The organism is Mycobacterium sp. NGS26 (assembly GCF_059813025.1).
Window position 1 is genome coordinate 272,364 of the sequence record NZ_JCALDU010000006.1, and the last position, 17,372, is coordinate 289,735.

The 17,372-nt window shown below is 71.5% G+C and carries 15 protein-coding genes; 10 read left to right on the forward strand and 5 right to left on the reverse strand.

What is annotated here, in order from left to right; genetic code table 11:
• Nucleotides 1-9: 9 nt before the first annotated feature.
• Nucleotides 10-918, reverse strand: coding sequence for a cutinase family protein (locus tag AC5Y6X_RS20565; RefSeq protein WP_499988893.1), 909 nt, complete (start codon nucleotides 916-918; stop codon nucleotides 10-12).
• A 215-nt stretch (nucleotides 919-1,133) separates the two neighbouring features.
• Between AC5Y6X_RS20565 and eccB the strand changes: the two genes are divergently transcribed.
• Nucleotides 1,134-2,528, forward strand: coding sequence for a type VII secretion protein EccB (gene eccB, locus AC5Y6X_RS20570; protein WP_499988734.1), 1,395 nt, complete (start codon nucleotides 1,134-1,136; stop codon nucleotides 2,526-2,528).
• On the opposite strand, the gene mycP is transcribed toward eccB, so the two are convergent.
• A complete protein-coding gene (gene mycP / locus AC5Y6X_RS20575; protein WP_499988735.1) occupies nucleotides 2,493-3,809 on the reverse strand; it encodes a type VII secretion-associated serine protease mycosin in 1,317 nt (438 codons plus the stop codon). The two genes, eccB and mycP, sit on opposite strands and share 36 nt — an antisense overlap.
• Entirely contained in the window at nucleotides 3,800-5,158 is a 1,359-nt protein-coding gene (gene eccD, locus AC5Y6X_RS20580) for a type VII secretion integral membrane protein EccD (RefSeq protein WP_499988737.1), read from the reverse strand. The genes mycP and eccD overlap by 10 nt, the downstream gene beginning before the upstream one ends.
• A 163-nt stretch (nucleotides 5,159-5,321) precedes the next feature.
• Here eccD and eccCa point away from each other — a divergent pair, with 163 nt between their 5' ends.
• From eccCa to AC5Y6X_RS20625, 9 genes are all read left to right on the forward strand, one after another.
• The gene (gene eccCa / locus AC5Y6X_RS20585; RefSeq protein WP_499988738.1) at nucleotides 5,322-9,008 is read left to right on the forward strand and encodes a type VII secretion protein EccCa; all 3,687 of its coding nucleotides are present in this window, start codon (nucleotides 5,322-5,324) and stop codon (nucleotides 9,006-9,008) included.
• Entirely contained in the window at nucleotides 9,005-10,258 is a 1,254-nt protein-coding gene (locus tag AC5Y6X_RS20590; protein ID WP_499988739.1) for a type VII secretion-associated protein, read from the forward strand. Before eccCa ends, AC5Y6X_RS20590 begins: the two co-directional genes overlap by 4 nt.
• 41 nt (nucleotides 10,259-10,299) lie before the next feature.
• Nucleotides 10,300-10,617 (forward strand): WXG100 family type VII secretion target, encoded by a 318-nt coding sequence (locus tag AC5Y6X_RS20595; protein WP_499988740.1) that lies wholly within the window; start codon nucleotides 10,300-10,302, stop codon nucleotides 10,615-10,617.
• 7 nt (nucleotides 10,618-10,624) lie between these two features.
• Nucleotides 10,625-10,927: a WXG100 family type VII secretion target gene (locus tag AC5Y6X_RS20600; protein ID WP_324680007.1), complete on the forward strand. Its 303-nt coding sequence runs from the start codon at nucleotides 10,625-10,627 to the stop codon at nucleotides 10,925-10,927.
• Between the two features lie 221 nt (nucleotides 10,928-11,148).
• Nucleotides 11,149-11,592, forward strand: coding sequence for a 50S ribosomal protein L13 (rplM, locus tag AC5Y6X_RS20605; RefSeq protein WP_324680009.1), 444 nt, complete (start codon nucleotides 11,149-11,151; stop codon nucleotides 11,590-11,592).
• Nucleotides 11,589-12,077 (forward strand): 30S ribosomal protein S9, encoded by a 489-nt coding sequence (gene rpsI, locus AC5Y6X_RS20610; RefSeq protein ID WP_499988741.1) that lies wholly within the window; start codon nucleotides 11,589-11,591, stop codon nucleotides 12,075-12,077. The genes rplM and rpsI overlap by 4 nt, the downstream gene beginning before the upstream one ends.
• A gap of 148 nt (nucleotides 12,078-12,225) precedes the next feature.
• Nucleotides 12,226-13,563 carry a phosphoglucosamine mutase gene (glmM, locus tag AC5Y6X_RS20615; RefSeq protein ID WP_499988743.1) on the forward strand — a complete coding sequence of 446 codons (1,338 nt, stop codon included), beginning with the start codon at nucleotides 12,226-12,228 and terminating at the stop codon, nucleotides 13,561-13,563.
• A gap of 46 nt (nucleotides 13,564-13,609) precedes the next feature.
• On the forward strand, nucleotides 13,610-13,915 hold the full coding sequence (locus AC5Y6X_RS20620) for a DUF7162 family protein (protein WP_324680015.1): 306 nt from the start codon (nucleotides 13,610-13,612) through the stop codon (nucleotides 13,913-13,915).
• Between the two features lie 2 nt (nucleotides 13,916-13,917).
• Nucleotides 13,918-15,327 carry a hypothetical protein gene (locus AC5Y6X_RS20625; protein WP_499988745.1) on the forward strand — a complete coding sequence of 470 codons (1,410 nt, stop codon included), beginning with the start codon at nucleotides 13,918-13,920 and terminating at the stop codon, nucleotides 15,325-15,327.
• A 3-nt stretch (nucleotides 15,328-15,330) separates the two neighbouring features.
• On the opposite strand, the gene AC5Y6X_RS20630 is transcribed toward AC5Y6X_RS20625, so the two are convergent.
• Together AC5Y6X_RS20630 and AC5Y6X_RS20635 are read right to left on the reverse strand one after the other, a co-directional pair.
• Nucleotides 15,331-16,374: an LLM class F420-dependent oxidoreductase gene (locus AC5Y6X_RS20630; RefSeq protein ID WP_499988747.1), complete on the reverse strand. Its 1,044-nt coding sequence runs from the start codon at nucleotides 16,372-16,374 to the stop codon at nucleotides 15,331-15,333.
• A 42-nt stretch (nucleotides 16,375-16,416) separates the two neighbouring features.
• On the reverse strand, nucleotides 16,417-17,256 hold the full coding sequence (locus tag AC5Y6X_RS20635) for a dienelactone hydrolase family protein (protein ID WP_499988748.1): 840 nt from the start codon (nucleotides 17,254-17,256) through the stop codon (nucleotides 16,417-16,419).
• Nucleotides 17,257-17,372 lie beyond the last annotated feature (116 nt).

A 17,372-nucleotide genomic window follows, 5' to 3' on the forward strand; every position in this document is an offset into this window, starting at 1 on the left:
CCCCTGCCGTCAGTGAATCGCCGAGACCAAATCGGGTGCCGGCGTGGGCGCCGCGGGCGCTCCAGGCGCAGGGCCCGTGGGTCCGGGGGCCGACGGTGCGGGGGTCATAGGAGCGGGCGCCCCGGGCGCGGGGTCGTGGATGGACGGTGCGGATCCCGGGGCCTGCGGCCCATACCCCGGCGTCTGCGGCCCATACCCCGGCGTCTGCGGGCCGTAGCCCGGCGCCTGCGGGCCGTACCCGGGCGTCGCCGGGCCGAATCCGGGCACCTGCTGCCCGGTCCCGGCCAACAGCTTGGACGCGACGAACGCCGCGGCCTGAGTGGTGTACACCGGCACATACCCCTCGGTGTGCCCGCTCCACTCGTTGCCCTGCCCCGCGTGACAGATCGGGTCGTTGGGGTTGCACAGGTCGATCGCCTTGGAGCCGAACATCGCGCTCTGGGCCGGCAGCGACCCGCCGGCGCGGTCGGCCACGTCACCGAACGTGGCAACCGCCGCGACGTGGCTCGCGAGCTCCGGCGGCAGCTGACTGCCCCAGCTGATGCCCCCGATCGGCACGCCTGCCACGATGTCGATCACCGACGCGCCCTGCGAGTAGCCACCCAACACGATCTTGGTATTCGGGCAATCCGACGCCGTCTTCTTGACGTGATTGATCACGTCGTTGGCGCCGTCGCCGCCGTGCAGCTGCAGCTTGCTGGCGGCGTAGTTCACCCCGTATGTGGCGATGTTCATGCCGCCGGTCTGCTGGCGCAGCGAGTCGACGAAGGCGTCACCGACCCGCCCCATGCCGGGAGGCTCGTTGGTGCCTCGCGCGAAAACGACCTCGGCGTCCGGACAATTGTCCGCGGAGGCGGTCGGCGCCGTGGTAGGGAGGGCGAGCAGGCCGGTGGCGGAGAGCAGTGCGGAAGCGCCCAGGCCGAGCCAGCGACCCCCCGACCGCCCGCTGAGGGCCGTAGGGCACGGACGGCCGAGTATGCGGTGAATAAACACGCCGAAATTTTACCCGCATCCGGCAAAACCGAAACTCGGCCGCCCTGTGGATAAACTCCTGCAGCCTACTCAACCTGCGGTTTAACGTGGACCAGAAATTCTGATTCGACAAACTTCGCGGGGAGATTTTGGACGCCGCAGTGTCTCGGCAATCGCAAACCCGTCTGCAAATCAGCGCTTACCGATTTCTGCTGCGCCGCATCGAGTGCGCCTTGCTGAGCCGCGGCACCGGCGTGGCCGGCCCGCAGCCGCGGGCGCGGACCGTAGCACTGACGGCGGGGTGCGTGCTGGCCGCCCTCGTCGTGGCCGGATCCGGATGTCTTGCTTTGCTACGGCCGCCGGCGGGGCTTGATCGCGCACGGATCGTGATGGGTCGAGAATCCGGGGCGCTGTACGTGCGGGTGGGCGACGCCTGGCATCCGGTGCTGAACCTGGCCTCGGCGCGGTTGATCGCCGCGACCGACGCCAACCCGCGGCCGGTGCGCGAATCCGAGTTGGCGCGCACCAAACGTGGCCCGCTGCTGGGCATTCCGGGTGCACCGCAGCTTCTCGCCCCGCCGCTGGCGGGCGACGAATCGGTGTGGACGATCTGCGATACGGACGGCAATGCGTCGACGACGGTCGTCATCGGGCCCCCTGCGGGATCGGCGGTCCGCCGCCTGAGCCCCGGGCAGGCCGTGCTGGTGACTGCCGGCCCGGGTTCGCCGGCCTACCTGCTTTACGACGGGCAGCGGGCGGTGGTGGACCTCGCCGACGCCGCGGTCGTGCGAGCGCTGCGACTGGAGGGCCGCGCGCCGCGAATCGTCTCGCAATCGTTGCTGAAGGCCGTCCCGGAGGCGCCGCCGATCACGGCCCCGCGGATTCGCGACGCGGGCACAAAGGCCGCCGCCCTGACCGGATTTCCGGTGGGCGCCGTGTTGCGCATCACGCGCGCAGGAGGTGACGAGTATTACGTCGTATTGGCCCGGGGCGTGCAGCGAATCGGTCAGGTGACCGCCGATCTGCTGCGCTTCGGCAATTCGCAGGGCAGCGCGAACATCATCGCGGTGGCGCCGGATGCCATCCGTGGCGCGCCGATCGTCACCGCGCTGCCGGTGGCAACCTTTCCGGACCGCGCACCCGGCGACGGCGACCTGACGGGCGCCGATACCACCGTGTGCGCGACCTGGGCGCCCGCCGCGCCCGGGCGCTCCGCCGTCGCCGTCGTCGCGGGAAGCGGGCTGCCGCTGCCGGACGGCCGGGTGCCGGTGGCCCTGTCGCAAGCCGACGGACCCGGTCCCGCGCTGGACGCGGTGTACCTGCCGCCGGGCCGAAGCGCCTATGTGCGGGCCGATGGCCAGGCCGGCGCGCGGTACCTCATCACCGACACCGGGGTGCGGTTCGCGATCCGCGACGACGACGCGGCGCACGACCTGGGGCTACCGCCGGCCGCCGCGCCGGCGCCCTGGCCGATGCTGGCGGCGTTGCCGTCGGGACCCGAGCTGAGCAGGCAAAGCGCGTCAGTCGCTCGGGACACCGTGTCGGGACCCCCTTAGCCGGCCCCGGACCGCGCCGGCGACCAGGGCCGCCACCAGCGCAACCAAGCAGATCGCCGCGCCGCCGAGTGCGGTGTTGCGGCCGTGATGGTCAGCCGGCGCAGGGGTGCGAGAGGGTGGAATCGGCACCGGCGCCGGGTCTGGCTTCGGGTTGCCGATGGGCGGCGCCGGGTCGGAGCTGACCGCGGCGAGGGCGTCGATCGTGCCGTTGCCGGTGACCGGGTCCCAACCCGCGGGCGGATGATGCGCGGTCGACTCGATGCGCTGCATCACCTGCCGCGCGGTCATCGTCGGGAACCGGGCCCGGATGAGCGCGGCCAACCCGCTGGCGACGGGCGCCGCGTAACTGGTACCCGAAAGCGGTGACGCGCCAGGCGAATTCACCCCTTCGCCGACGGCGGCGACGTCCACCCAGGGTCCGGCAAGGGTAAAGGCCGACGGGATCCCGTCGGGATTGACCGAACCGACGGTGAGCACGTAGTCGTCGTACCAGGCGGGACTGACCGCGACGGTGGCGGTGTCCCAGGTCGCGTCTGGGCGCTGCGGCGGGCACTGCCCTGCGCCGCCGGTGTTGCCCGCCGCCGCCACCACTACCGCGTTCTTGACGTCGACCGCGTACGCGAGCGCGGCGCCCAGCGCCCGGTCGTCGAGCGGCGCCGCGATCGGAACGCAGGCGACCGACGAAATGTTGATCACCGACGCGCCGAGGTCGGCGGCCGTCCGGACGGCCTTTGCCATGGTGTCGACGTCGCCCACCCCCGCGCTGGAGCGGTCGTCGGCCGCGGTGAACTTGGCGCTGGACTGGCGGATGCTGATCAGCGTGGCGTCGGGCGCGACGCCGCCGAAGCCGTCGCCGTCGGGATCCGTCGCCGCGGCGATGATCCCGGCCACCAGGGTGCCGTGTGCGTCGCAGTCCTGGGTGCCGTCGCCGGTGGACACGTAGTCACCCCCGGGAACCAGGTTGGGCAGCCGGCGGTTCCGCGCGACGCCGGTGTCGATGACCGCGACCCGCTGGCCGGCGCCGCGGGTGAGTTGCCAGACCCGGGGCAAGTCGAGGTTGGCGAGCTGGTTGCCGCCCGGCCCCGAGTCCGCCGACATCGCCGTACAAACCTCGCGTTGCACGGTCGGCCGCGGCGGCGCGGGCAGGGCCGGTTTCGGCAGCCGCCGGTCGTCGATCTTCGGCGGTGAAACCGCGTGCGCCGCCGGCGTGCCGAACTGGGCCAGCGCCATCAGCGCCGAGACCGCCAGCAGCCGCACGGCGCACGACGCGGTCAACTCCATGGCGGATTCAAGCCACGAACGACGCCATAAAGGCCGCATATCCAGCCCGTCAGGGGCACCATCGCGATCAGGGCCAGACACTCCAGCAGCTCGACGCCCCGCCGCAGCACCGGCGACGGCGATATCGCGGGTGCCGCGAAGCCGAGGTACATCGCCGCGGCGGCCAGCATCGACGTTGCCCCCGCGATCCACGGTCCGCGATCCGGACTGCCGACCGCGACGACACCGAATGTGGTTCCGATGGTGGCGATTCCGGTGACGACGAAGATCAACCGCCTTTTGATATCGACGCCGCGCGCATACAACAGCAGGAGCGAACCCGTGACGGCGGCGAAAGCGATGCAGCCGGGGCTCGGCGCGCCGGTGAGCGCTGTGACGACGGCGCCGAGAGCCGCCGACCCGGCAAACGCGGCCAGCAGGCCGGTCAGCCAGTTGTCGGCGCGGATCGCCTTGGCGGCCAAGCGATCCGCGGCGTCGACGTCCGGCTGCAGCCGCGGGGACAATCCGGCCAGCACGATCGACACCCGCGCCGCCATGCCGAGCAGCCCGAAGGACACCAGCGCGGACACCGACGCGATGCTGCGCGGCGGGGCCGCGGTGAACACACCCGCCAGCGCGGCGACGGCGACGACCAGCGCCGCGCACGACACCGCGGTCAAGGTGACAAACCCACAACCCGACAGGCGCATCGCCAGCACCGACATCACCGCCACGCCCATCGCGGCCAGCAGCACGCCACCCGCACCCGGCGGCCCGGGCACCGCCAGAAAGCCGGCGACCGCCGCGAATACGGTGGCGATCGCGCCCAGCGTGAGCCCGGCGATCGAGTCGCCGAGCACCCGGTGCGCAACGACCGCGAACAGCAGGGCGGTGCAGCCGGCCACCGCCGCAACGGCGGCGGTGGCGCCCGGGTGACGGGCGACGCTGACGCCGCACGCGTTTCGAATGAGGGCGACCGCTCCGACGCCGGCCAGCAGGCTCGCCGCCGCCGCGCCCGTGAGCCGGGTTGCTCGCTCGTCCTGGTCGAGGCCGGAACCGCGGGCGGTTGTGCGCAGCGTCGCCGACACCGCCTCCGCCACGTCGTCGTGCCGCTGGGCGGCGGGAGGGGTCCGCGCCTGGCTCAGCACCATGACCGAACCGTCGCGAATACCGTGCTGCGCCAACGTCGTCGACGCGTCCAGGGCGGGTGCGCCGGGCAGGGACAGGTGGTAGCACCTTCCCGCGAGACCACCCGCGGAGTCGCTGTCGCGGCCCTCAAGCATGTCGACGATCGGCGGGATCAGCGTGGCGACGGGGACCCCGGCGGGCAGCGACAAATCGACGACCGCGGTGCCGGCGTGAACCGACACGCGGCGCAGTCCAGGATCGGATGCGGACACGGGTCACCCCCCTTCAGGCTCGAATCATCGCCACGTTAAGCCGTTTTCGATCGCCTCGTCTGCGGCTATCCACAGGTGAGTTGCAGCGGGTTCGGGTGCTTCCTAGCGTCGTCGAACGGTGGGAGGTGCTGGGATGACCGAGGCGTTCGTGCCCGCGGCGCGCCGGCCGCCACCCGCGGTGGCGACCGCGGACGTCAGCATCGCCGCGCCGCCCGCGCTGCCGCCCTCCTCGTCGTCGGGCCTGGCGACCCGCCTGGTACCGGTTCTGCTTTCGGTCGGCAGCCTCGGCGTCATGGCGGCGGTCTTCTTTTCGGGGTCCGCGTCGTCGGGGTCCGCGGCAACCCGCAGTCCCACCTTCCTGGCGTTCCCAGTGATGATGCTGGTGTCGATGACGGCGACGGCGGTGGCCGGGCGGGGGCGTCGGCGGGACGGAGACATCGACGCGGATCGCGTCGAGTACCTCGAATACCTCGGCCGCCTGCGCGGGGCGGTCGCCGAAACCGCTGCGGCGCAACGCTCGTCGCTTTGCTGGAGTCATCCCGACCCCGACACGTTGTGGACGTTGGTGGGCGGCCCGCGTATGTGGGAGCGGCGGGCGACGGACCCCGACTTCTGCGTCGTCCGCGTCGGCACCGGAATCCGTCCGCTTGCCACGCGCTTGGTGGCCCCCGACCTCCCGCCCGCGGAGCGTTCGGACCCGGTCACCGCGACGGCCCTGCGCCGCTTCGTCGAGGCGCACTCGACGATCGAGGTGCCGATCACGATCGGCCTGCGGCCGAATTCGACGGTGACGATCGACGGCGATGCGTGCGAAGCGCGCGGCGTCCTGCGCGCGATGGTCTGCCAACTGGCCGTGCTGCATCCGCCGGGCCAGCTGCTGATCGTCGCGGTGATCGGCGAACGGAACAGGTGCTACTGGGATTGGCTGAAATGGTTGCCGCACAACCAACATCCCGGCGCCACCGATGCGCTGGGGTCCGCGCGCATGGTGTGTGAAAGCTCGGCCGAGGCGCGGCGCGCGCTGGCCGGCATGGAAACGGCGCGTGTGGTGGTGATCGGCGACGTCGACGATGGCGCCGCGGCCGGTGCGATCCCCGGCGCGACCGTCGTCGAGGTCGGGGACGTCGGTGACGGCGCGCCGTTGGTGGTCAGGCAGGGCGACGAAACCCAAACGGTGCAGCACCCCGACCGAATGGAGACCATCGACGCGCTGACCTGTGCGCGGCGGCTTGCCGCGTACAGGGCCGGCGCGGCGGCGTCTCACCCCGACGACGGTTCGGGCTGGCCGGCCCTGATGGGGCTTCGCGAGCTCTCCCGCTTCGACCCGGTCACGCTGTGGCGCGGCCAGGAGCACCGACTTCGCGTTCCGATCGGAACCACCGTCGACGGCACGCCGCTCGAGCTCGACATCAGAGAGCCCGCCGAAAACGGCATGGGACCGCACGGTCTCTGCGTGGGCGCCACCGGTTCGGGCAAGTCGGAGCTGCTGCGCACCGTCGCGTTGGGCATGATGGCTTGGAACTCGCCCGAACTGCTCAACCTGTTGCTCGTCGACTTCAAGGGCGGCGCAACGTTTCTCAACTTCGCGGGCGCACCGCACGTGGCCGCCGTCATCACCAACCTGTCGGACGAGGCACCGATGGTGGCCCGGATGCGAGACGCGCTGGCCGGTGAGATGAACCGGCGGCAACGGGTTCTGCGGGCGGCGGGCTGCGTCAGCGTCGCGGCATACCAGGACGCACGCCGCACCGACGCGCAATTGGCCGCGCTGCCGACACTGTTCATCGTCGTCGACGAGTTCTCCGAACTGCTGAGCCAGCACCCCGATTTCGCCGACATGTTCGTTGCGATCGGCCGGCTCGGCCGGTCCCTGGGCATGCACCTGTTGCTGGCCAGTCAGCGCCTCGACGAGGGCCGGCTGCGCGGCCTGGAAGCCCACCTGTCCTACCGCGTGTGCCTGAAGACGCTGTCCGCCAGCGAATCACGGATCGTTCTGGGAACGCTCGACGCGTACCAATTGCCGAACACTCCCGGCGCCGGGTTCCTGCGCTGCGGCGGCGGGGAGCCGATCCGCTTCCAGACCGCGTTCGTCTCGGGCCCGCTGCGGCCCGGTTCGGCGGGCGTGACCGCCGCGACGGCATCGCCGTCGGTGCGACCGTTCAGCACCCGCGCCGAGGGACCGATCACCCGTGGCGCCGAGACCGTTGGGCGGCCCACCCGAACCGTCCTGGGCGTGGTGCTGGAAGGGCTCTCCGGGCACGGGCCGCCCGCGCATCAAGTCTGGCTGCCCCCGCTCGGTGCGCCACCACGATTGGACGACCTGTTGCGCGACGTCGGGCCCCGGGGCGGTGACCTGACCGTACCCATCGGCGTGGTCGACCGCCCGTTTGAGCAGTCCCGGACGCCGCTGATCGTCGACTTGTCCGGAGCCGCGGGCAATGTCGCGATCGTCGGGGCGCCCCGATCGGGAAAGTCGACGGCGCTGCGCACCCTGATCACCGCGCTGGCGGCCACCCACGGTCCGCGCCGGGTGCAGTTCTACTGCCTGGATTTCGGCGGCGGAACCCTGGCGTCGGTACGGACGTTGCCGCACGTGGGCGTCGTCGCCGGCAGGGCCGAGCCGCGGCTGGCCGCGCGCATCGTCGCCGAGATGGAATCGATCGTCCGCTCCCGGGAGTTGCAGCGAACCGACGCGGCGGCCGGCTCGGACCCGTTCGGCGACGTCTTCCTCGTCGTCGACGGCTGGGCGGCCCTGCGCCATGAGTTCGAGGCGCTCGAGGAGGCGATCACTTCCCTGGCGACGCAGGGGCTTTCGTTCGGGGTGCACGTCGTGCTGTCGGCGTCGCGCTGGGCGGAGATCAGGCCGTCGCTGAAAGATCAGATCGGGACCCGCATCGAGTTGCGGCTGGGCGACCCCGCCGACTCCGAAATCGACCGCCGGCGGGCGCAGCAGGTGCCGCACGGCAAGCCCGGCCGCGGCCTTTCCCGCGAGGGCCTACACATGGCGATCGCGCTGCCCATCGATGAGCTGCAGCCTCAAGACGGCGAGCCGGCCGCGCCGCCGATCCGGCTACTGCCCGCGCACGTGGACCGGGACGCTCTCGTGCGTCACGGCGGCGCGGAATCCGCAGCAGGAATCCTGCTCGGGCTCGAGGAGCGCCGGCTGCGGCCGATCACAGTCGACTTCGGGCAGCAGTCGCATCTGCTGATCCTGGGAGACAACGAGTGCGGAAAGACCGCGACGTTGCGCACCCTGTGCCGCGAGATCGTTCGCACGAAGACCGCCGCGGAAGCGCGACTGCTGATCGTCGACTTTCGGCGCTCCCTGCTCGGCGTCGTCGAATCGGAACACCTTGGCGGCTACGCGATGTCGCCGGCCGCCCTGGGTGCGCTGCTGCCCGGTCTCCTCGATCTGCTGCACCGGCGGATGCCCCCACCGGACGCGAGCCAGGCACAGCTGCGTGCCAGGTCCTGGTGGTCCGGGCCGGAGATCTTCGTCGTGGTCGACGACTACGATCTGGTCGCCGCATCGGCAGGCAACCCGCTGGCCGCCATCGTCGAATACCTGCCGCACGCAAGGGATCTCGGGCTGCACCTCGTCGTGGCGCGCCGCGCCGGCGGCGCGGCGCGGGCCCTGTTCGAGCCGCTGCTGGCCGGCCTGCGTGAGCTGGGTTGCCTGGGACTGGTGATGAGCGCGCGTCCCGACGAGGGCGCGCTGTTGGGCTGCCGCCCGGCGCGGTTGCCGCCGGGCCGTGCTGTCCTGGTCAGCCGCGCCGGTGACGAGCAGGTTGTGCAGGTGGCGTGGAGCCCGCCGCCGTGAGCGGTCATTGCGCGATCATCGAGGCGGGTCCGGGCACGGTCCGCCGATTATGTTGCGGCACAAGCGTGGTCGCCGATGCCGAGATGGCCGAGGCGGCGCTGGAGTCGATAGACGATCCGGTGGCGATGGTGGACGGGCGGCCGGTCGCCGCCGACTCGCTGTGGCGGGCCGTGCTGCGGTCGGTGGACTGCCGGGAGCGGGCTCCGAAGGGGGCCATGGTCGTTGTGCACCCGTCGTGGTGGTCGTCGCCGCGTGTCGGTGTCGTGACCACCGCCGCGAGGAGCCTGGCCGAGGAGGTGCCGGCACGCCCGCGGTCGTGGCTGCTGCGGCGGGGTTCGAAGGGTGAACCGGAAGCGACGGTGGTGGTGGAGATCGCGGAGCGATTGGTCGCGATCGCCGGTGCCGACGTGGTCGCCGTGCCCCGCCGGTCGGAACACCGCGCCGTCGCCGAGCGGGTGGCGAGTGTCGTCGACGGGATCATGTGCGACGCGACGGGGACCGTGCTGGTCGACGCCCCGGCGACGGTGGCGGGTGCGCCGGCGCTCGCGAGGGTGATCGCCGCCGCGATGCGCGGGCGCGGCCGGCGGGTGGTGGAGGTCGGTGATGCGGCGTTGCCGCGGCTGGCCGGGCTGGCTCAGTCGTCCCTGGGCGCCCGGGACGAACCTTCCCCGCCGCGGTCGGCCGCGGCCGTCGGTGGCAATCGCCCGCACGCCTGGATGCTGCGGGGGCTGGTGGCCGCCGGCGTGGTCCTGGCCGCGGCGGTTCCGGCGGTGGCGGCCATGGGTCGGCACGGTGTGACGCGGGCGGACGCGGTGGCGACGACGTTCCTGGTGGAAGGCCGGGTCGCGGTCGAGGTGCCCGCCAACTGGCCCACGCAGCGCGTGGTTGCCGGCCCCGGTTCGGCGCGGGTGCAGGTCACGTCGCCGTCGGATCCGGAGGTGGCGTTGCACGTCACGCAGTCGCCCGTTCCCGAGGAGACGCTGAGCGACACCGCGGAGCGGCTGAAACGCGCGATCGACGCCGAGCCCGCCGGCGTCTTCGTCGACTTCAACCCGTCCGGTAACAGCGCGGGCCGGCCCGCGGTGACCTACCGCGAGGTGCGCGCCGGCCACCAGGTGCGGTGGAGCGTGGTGCTGGACGGGACGGTCCGGATCAGCATCGGATGCCAGAGCCGGCCCGGCGGAGAGGACGCCGTCACCGCCGCGTGCGAGCGCGCGGTGCGGTCTGCCCACGCGATCGGCGGAACCTAAATCGATGGAACCCGATCGGCGTCGCCGGGGTCGAACTTGGTATGGGAACAGCGAACACGCTGAGCGCCGACTTCGACCTGATGCGCTCGGTCGCGGGCACCACGGACGCTCGCAACGAAGAGATCCGGGCAATGCTGCATGCATTCATCGGCCGCATGAGCAGTGTCCCGCAGTCGGTGTGGGGCGGGCTCGCGGCCGCGCGGTTCAAGGATGTGGTGGACCGCTGGAACGCCGAGTCGATGCGGCTGTACCACGTCCTGCACGCGATCGCCGAAACGATCCGGCACAACGAGGCCATGCTGGCCGAGGCGGGTCAGAACCATGCGGACCGCATCGCCGCCGCCGGCGGAGAGCTGTGATCGGGGGATGCCTGTGGACCCTGTGCTGTCGTACAGCTTTGGCGAAATCGAATACTCCGTCCGCCAGGAGATTCACACCACGTCGGCGCGTTTCAACGCCGCGCTCGATGAGCTGAGGTCCCAAATCGCTCCGCTGCAGCAGTTGTGGACCCGCGAAGCCGCGGCCGCCTATCAGGCCGAGCAGCTCAAGTGGCACCAGGCGGCGACCGCGCTCAACGAGATATTGGTCGACCTGGGCAACGCGGTACGCGACGGCGCGGACGAGGTGGCGAGCGCCGACCGCCGGGCCGCGGGGGTCTGGGCAAGGTAGCCCAACGCATAAGGCTCTGTGCGGTCCCGACGGGGGAGAGCCGTTGGGACCGCACAGTCATTTTGACCTGCTGGGATGCGGGTCGGTAAGCTGCTCGGTTGGCGTGCGGTACGCCGGGGCCTCGGGTCAACGTCGGTCGCCGAGATCAAGCCCCACCGCGAACGCCTGACCGATACCCGGGTCACACCGGGATCCACCTCGAGAAGAAGAAGGTAAGCGCTGTGCCCACATACGCGCCCAAGGCGGGTGACACCACGAGGTCGTGGTACGTCATCGACGCCACGGACGTGGTGCTTGGCCGCCTTGCCGTCGCGGCGGCCAACCTGCTGCGCGGCAAGCACAAGCCGACGTTCGCCCCCAACGTCGACGGCGGTGACTTCGTCATCGTCATCAACGCCGACAAGGTCGCCTTCAGCGGCGACAAACTGCAGAAGAAGCTGGCCTTCAGCCACTCGGGGTATCCCGGCGGCCTGCACAAGCGCACGATCGGCGAGCTGATGGAAAAGCACCCGACCCGCGTGGTGGAAAAGGCGATCGTCGGCATGCTGCCCAAGAACAAGCTCAGCCGTCAGATCCAGCGCAAGCTTCGCGTCTACGCGGGCCCGGAGCACCCCCACACCGCGCAGCAGCCGGTTCCATACGAGATCAAGCAGGTGTCCCAGTGACCGAAACAACCGAGGCCGTAGAGACCCCGGCGACCCCCGAAACCCCGGAAACCCCGGCCGAGGCGCCGGCGGCCCGGCCCGCCGAGGCCTTCGTGTTCGACCGGCCCATCCAGACCGTCGGCCGCCGCAAGGAGGCCGTGGTGCGGGTGCGCCTGGTGCCCGGCACCGGCAAGTTCGACCTCAACGGCCGCAGCCTGGAGGATTATTTCCCCAACAAGGTGCACCAGCAGCTCATCAAGGCCCCGCTGGTGACCGTCGACCGGGTGGAGAGCTTCGACATCTTCGCCCACCTCCACGGCGGTGGCCCGTCGGGCCAGGCCGGTGCGCTGCGCCTGGGTATCGCCCGGGCGTTGATCCTGGCCTCGCCGGAGGACCGGCCGGCCTTGAAGAAGGCCGGGTTCCTCACCCGCGATCCGCGCGCCACCGAGCGCAAGAAGTACGGCCTGAAGAAGGCGCGCAAGGCGCCGCAGTACAGCAAGCGCTGATCCGATCACTTTCCGGCCGCAACCGGGCATCTTGTGCGCAGTCGTGCGGCGTGTCTGCGCACGAACCCGCCCGGTTTCGGTCAGAAAAGAACGGGCACGTTAGGTGCACAGTAGGTACACGGCCGTCAACTGTGAGAGGTTTGTCCGCATGGGTCGACTATTCGGCACCGACGGTGTTCGCGGGGTCGCCAATCGCGAGTTGACCGCCGAGCTGGCGCTGGCGCTGGGGTCGGCGGCGGCGCGGCGCCTGGCCAGTTCCGGGGGACCGGGCCGACGGGTCGCCGTGATCGGTCGCGACCCGCGGGCCAGCGGCGAAATGCTGGAGGCGGCCGTGATCGCCGGTCTGACCAGTGAGGGTGTCGACGCGCTGCGGGTCGGGGTGCTGCCGACTCCGGCGGTGGCCTACCTGACCGGCGCCTACGACGCCGACTTCGGGGTGATGATCTCGGCGTCGCACAACCCGATGCCCGACAACGGCATCAAGATCTTCGGCCCGGGCGGCCACAAGCTGGACGACGACACCGAGGATCAGATCGAGGAGCTGGTCGCGGCCGGGCCGGGGTTGCGCCAGGTCGGCGCCGGGATCGGGCGCGTCGTCGACGCGCAGGACGCGGCCGACCGCTACCTGCGCCACGTGGGCAAGGTCAACACCCTGCCGCTCGACGGCCTGACCGTGGTCGTCGACTGCGCCCACGGCGCGGCGTCGGCGGCCGCCCCGCGCGCCTACCGCGCCGCCGGCGCCCGCGTCATCCCGATCAACGCCGACCCCAACGGGCTCAACATCAACGACGGCTGCGGCTCGACGCACCTGGATTCGCTGCGGGCAGCGGTCATCGCCCACCGGGCCGACCTGGGCCTGGCGCACGACGGCGACGCCGACCGCTGCTTGGCCATCGACGCCAACGGCGAACTCGTCGACGGCGACGCGATCATGGTCGTGCTCGCGCTGGCGATGCAGGAGGCCGGCGAACTGGCCGCCAACACCTTGGTGACCACGGTGATGAGCAACCTCGGCCTGCACCTCGCCATGCGCTCGGCCGGCATCACCGTGCGCACCACCGCCGTCGGCGACCGCTACGTCCTGGAGGAGTTGCGGGCCGGCGAATACAGCCTCGGCGGCGAGCAATCCGGTCACATCGTGATGCCCGCGCTGGGTTCCACCGGCGACGGCATCGTCACCGGCCTGCGGTTGATGACGCGCATGGTGCAGACCGGTTCGACGCTGGCCGACCTCGCTTCCCGGATGCGGACGTTGCCGCAGGTGCTGATCAACGTCCAGGTCGCGGACAAGGCCACCGCCGCCGCGGCGCCCGCGGTGCAGGCCGCGGTCGAGCAGGCCACGGCCGAACTCGGCGACACCGGACGAATCCTGTTGCGCCCCTCGGGAACTGAACCGATGATCCGGGTGATGGTGGAAGCGCCCGAGGCGGCCGTCGCCCAGCGCGTCGCCGCCCGCGTCGCCGAAGCGGTGAGCGCCCAGCGCTGATCCGAAACCCTGGAACCCCGGCGGGGGATCCGGCGTCGGATTAGGCATGAGATTCGATAGTCGTATTGGGGTCGACGTCGCCGCGGTGCACAGGGTCGCCGACCAATTGCGCGGGGCGGCCGAGCTCGTCGATGCCGCGCTGAATGACCACCTGGCCGGGCCGGCTTTCAGCGGCGCCACCGCGGGGCGGGCGCACACCGCGCGCGGCGACGCGCTGCGCGCCCAGCTGGACCAACTGGTTGCGCAGTTGTCGCAGTGGTCGCGGGCGTCCGTCGCGATCGCGGTTGCGCTGCGGTCCGGCGCCGAACGCTATGCCGACGCCGAAATGTATGCCGCCGCGCGGATCGCCTGACCGTGGGCGACCGGTTGGACGTCGCCGAGCGCCTCGCCGAGGGCCGGCCCGCCGTCGAGCACACGCAAACGTACGTGCGCGCCTGCCAGGCGCTGGGCTACGAGCAGTCCGACCTGACGTCGCAGCCGTCGCAGGTCCGCGACTGGTACGACAGCGAGGACGGCCTCGACCTGCACGCGCTCGACCGCGATTGCGGGCAGCTGCGAGCGGCGGGCGCCGCGCTGATGGAAGGCCTGCGCACACAGCGCGCCCAGCTCGGCGAGCTGTCGGCGGCGTGGATGGGTCCGGGAGCGGACGCCGCGCTCGCGTTCTTGCAACGTCACTGCGACGAGGCGGGCGTGCTTGCCACCGAGGTGCGCGCGGCGGCCCAGCGATGCGAGTCGCTGCGCGACAACCTGTGGTTCCTGCTCGACTCCAAGGTCGCGACGGCCATCGCCATCGACGATCGCACGCAGGCGCAGCGGCCGGCGTGGCTGGCCGCTTCGGCCGCGGTCAGCACGGGGGCGGGGGGTAGCTCTACGGCGGCCGAGGTTGTCGAGGAACAGGTAAAGCCCTACGTGAACAACGACATTCGCAACGACTGGGTGACTGCGATGCGCTCGTCGCTGACCGGCTTCGCCACGTCCTACGACATGGTTATCGACAGGATGGCCGCGGCGCCGGTGGTGTACTTCGAGTTGCCCGGCGATCTCGGCCCGGGCTGGCCACCGGCCGAGCCCGTACCGCCGGTCACCCCGGCCACGCCCCCGCCGGTCACTCCCGCGGCCGTTGCGCCCGCGGCCGTTGCGCCCGCGGCCGTTGCGCCCGCGGCCGTCGCGCCCGCAGCCGTTGCGCCGCCCGCCTTCGGACCCCCCGTGGATCCCGCGCCGGCCGCTGCCGCGCCGGCCGCGGCCCCGGATTTGGGGACGGCGCTCGGTGATGCTTCCGGCATGCCGACCGGGGCGGGGGATCTCGGTGGGGGATCGAGTGGTCTTGGCGGGCTGGGCGGGCTCGGCGGGCTCGCCAACCGAATCGTCGATGCGATGGGCGGGCTGCTGGGTTCCGCGGGTGACCTGGCAGGCGAGGACCCATTCGACGCCGACACGCTCGACGAGGATCCCCTCGATCCGGACGACGAGCACGACGAGGAACACGACCAAGCCGACGCCGACGACAAGCACGACGAACCCGAGGAGGCCGAAGAGGCCGACATGGTGGTAGAGGCCGACAAGGTACCCGCGCCGGCCGCGGCGCCGGTGGGTGCGCCTGCGCCGACCGACGTGCCGCCGCCGGCCGACGCGCCCGCCCTCGCCGACGCGCCCGCGCCGGTTGACGCGCCGCCGGCCGCGCCCGCACCGGCAGCCGGACCGCCGACCGACGGATCTACACCATGCGAGATCGCCGCGGATCAGCTCCCGCAGGCGGGGCAGTGAGGGTCAGGAGGGCCGCAGCTGGAGCACTTCCTCGACGTAGCGCACGGATTCTTTCGGACTGGTGGCCATCGGGCTCACCAGCAGCGTCGTGACGCCCGACTCGGCGAAGGCGGCCAGACGCTCGGCGATGTAGCCGCGCGGGCCGACGAGCGACATCCCGCGGACCAATTCGTCGGGAACCAGGTCGGTCGCCTCACGCTTGCGGCCGGACAGGTACAGCTCCTGGATCTTGTCCGCGACCTTTCCGAACCCGTAGCGCGTCGCCAGGTTGTGGTAGAAGTTGCGGCCCTTGGCGCCCATCCCTCCGATGTAGAGGGCCAGCTGCGGCTTGGCCCAGGCCAGCCGCTCGTCGACGTCGTCGCCAATGGCCACCGACGCATGCACCATGATGTCCAGCGGCCCCAAGGCCGGATCCCGTTTGGCGGCACCGGCCGCCAGCGCCTCGCCCCACACCGAGCCGGCCTTCTCCGGAAGGTAGAACACCGGCTGCCAGCCCTCGGCGATCTCGGCGGTGAGCTCGACGTTCTTCGGCCCCAGCGCCGCGATGGTTATCGGAATGCGTTCGCGCACAGGGTGATTGATGAGCTGCAGGGGCTTGCCCAGCCCCGTTCCGCGATCCGCGGGCAACGGCAGCTGATAGTACTTGCCGTCGTATTGCACCCGTTCGCGGCGCCACACCTTGCGGCAGATCTCCACGATCTCACGGGTGCGGCCTATCGGCGCGTCGAACGCGACGCCGTGAAAGCCCTCCATCACCTGCGGTCCGGACGTGCCGATCCCGAGGCGGAAGCGGCCGTCGGAGACGAAGTCCAGGCCGGCGGCGGTCATCGCCAGCAGCGAGGGCGTCCGGATGTAGATGGGAAACACCCCGGAGGCCAATTCGACGGTGCTGGTCTTGGCGGCCAGGTATCCGAGCTGGCTGACGGCGTCGAAGGAGTACGCCTCGGCCACCACCGCGATGTCGATGCCGGCCCTCTCGAGTTCGACGACGCGGTCGACGGCCTCGTGAAAGCCGCCCGAATAATCCAGAGCGATCCCGATTCGCATCAACGACAGATATCACGACGACGGCCGCGGTCGTCCAGGGGCTCACTTCAGCAGCGCGACGATCTTTTCCTCGGGCGTGACCGGCGGGGCCTCCGGATCGACCGGGACCGTCTTGGGCAGGTGCGCGTCCGGATCGGCGAAGGCGCGATAGGTCTTGTCGCCGCCGAGCGTCGCGAGCAGGTACCCGGTCAGCAGCGCCCGCACCGATCGCTGCGTGCCGCGGTGCGGTCCGGGCAGCCCGACCGCTTTGGTCAGCCGCCGGCCCTCGATCAGGCCGCCCGGTTTGGCCTTGCTGACGATGCGCAGCGTGGCGGTGTTCCACGCGCGGGAAAGCGCCAAGGCGTTGGAGTTCAACGTCTTGGGGTCCTCCGGGGCGGCCAGGATCAGACCGGGGACCCGAAGCGTCGCCGCCGGCTGCTCGGCCGGGGGACTGGTGACGGTCGGGAACAGCGCCGCGACGGCGGCGGGTTTGGCCGGCATGCCGGCCGCGGCAAACACCGCCGCCGAGCCTCCGAAACCGTGGCCCACCACGCCGAGCTTGGCGGGGTGCACGCTGATCTTGCCGGGCCCGAGGCGCACGCCGGCCACGATGTCGAGGGCGGTGCCCAGGTCGAAGGCCAGGTTGAGCACCGAGGGCGCCAGGCCCCGTTCGGTGTCGGGTGCGCCGGCCACGATGCCCCACGACGCCAGATGCTCGAGCAGACCCGAATAGCGGGCCGCACCGGCGAGCCAGTCGTGTCCGAAAGCGACGCCGGGAAGATTGAATCCGGCCTCCGGCGTGTACACCACCCCCGGCAAGCCGGCGAAGGCCAGGTCACCGCGCAACACCCGATGTGGGCCGGGCCGACTGAGAGCGCTGACGAGCTTGCGGATGCGGGCCACGCGTCGACGTTAGCCGTGAGTGAGCGGAAGGGTCCAGTTCGCCCAGCCGAGTTGTTCGGTCACGGTCGCACGGTGGATATTCGCAGAGGTCGCGCTGTCCGGTCTGTGCGTAACCG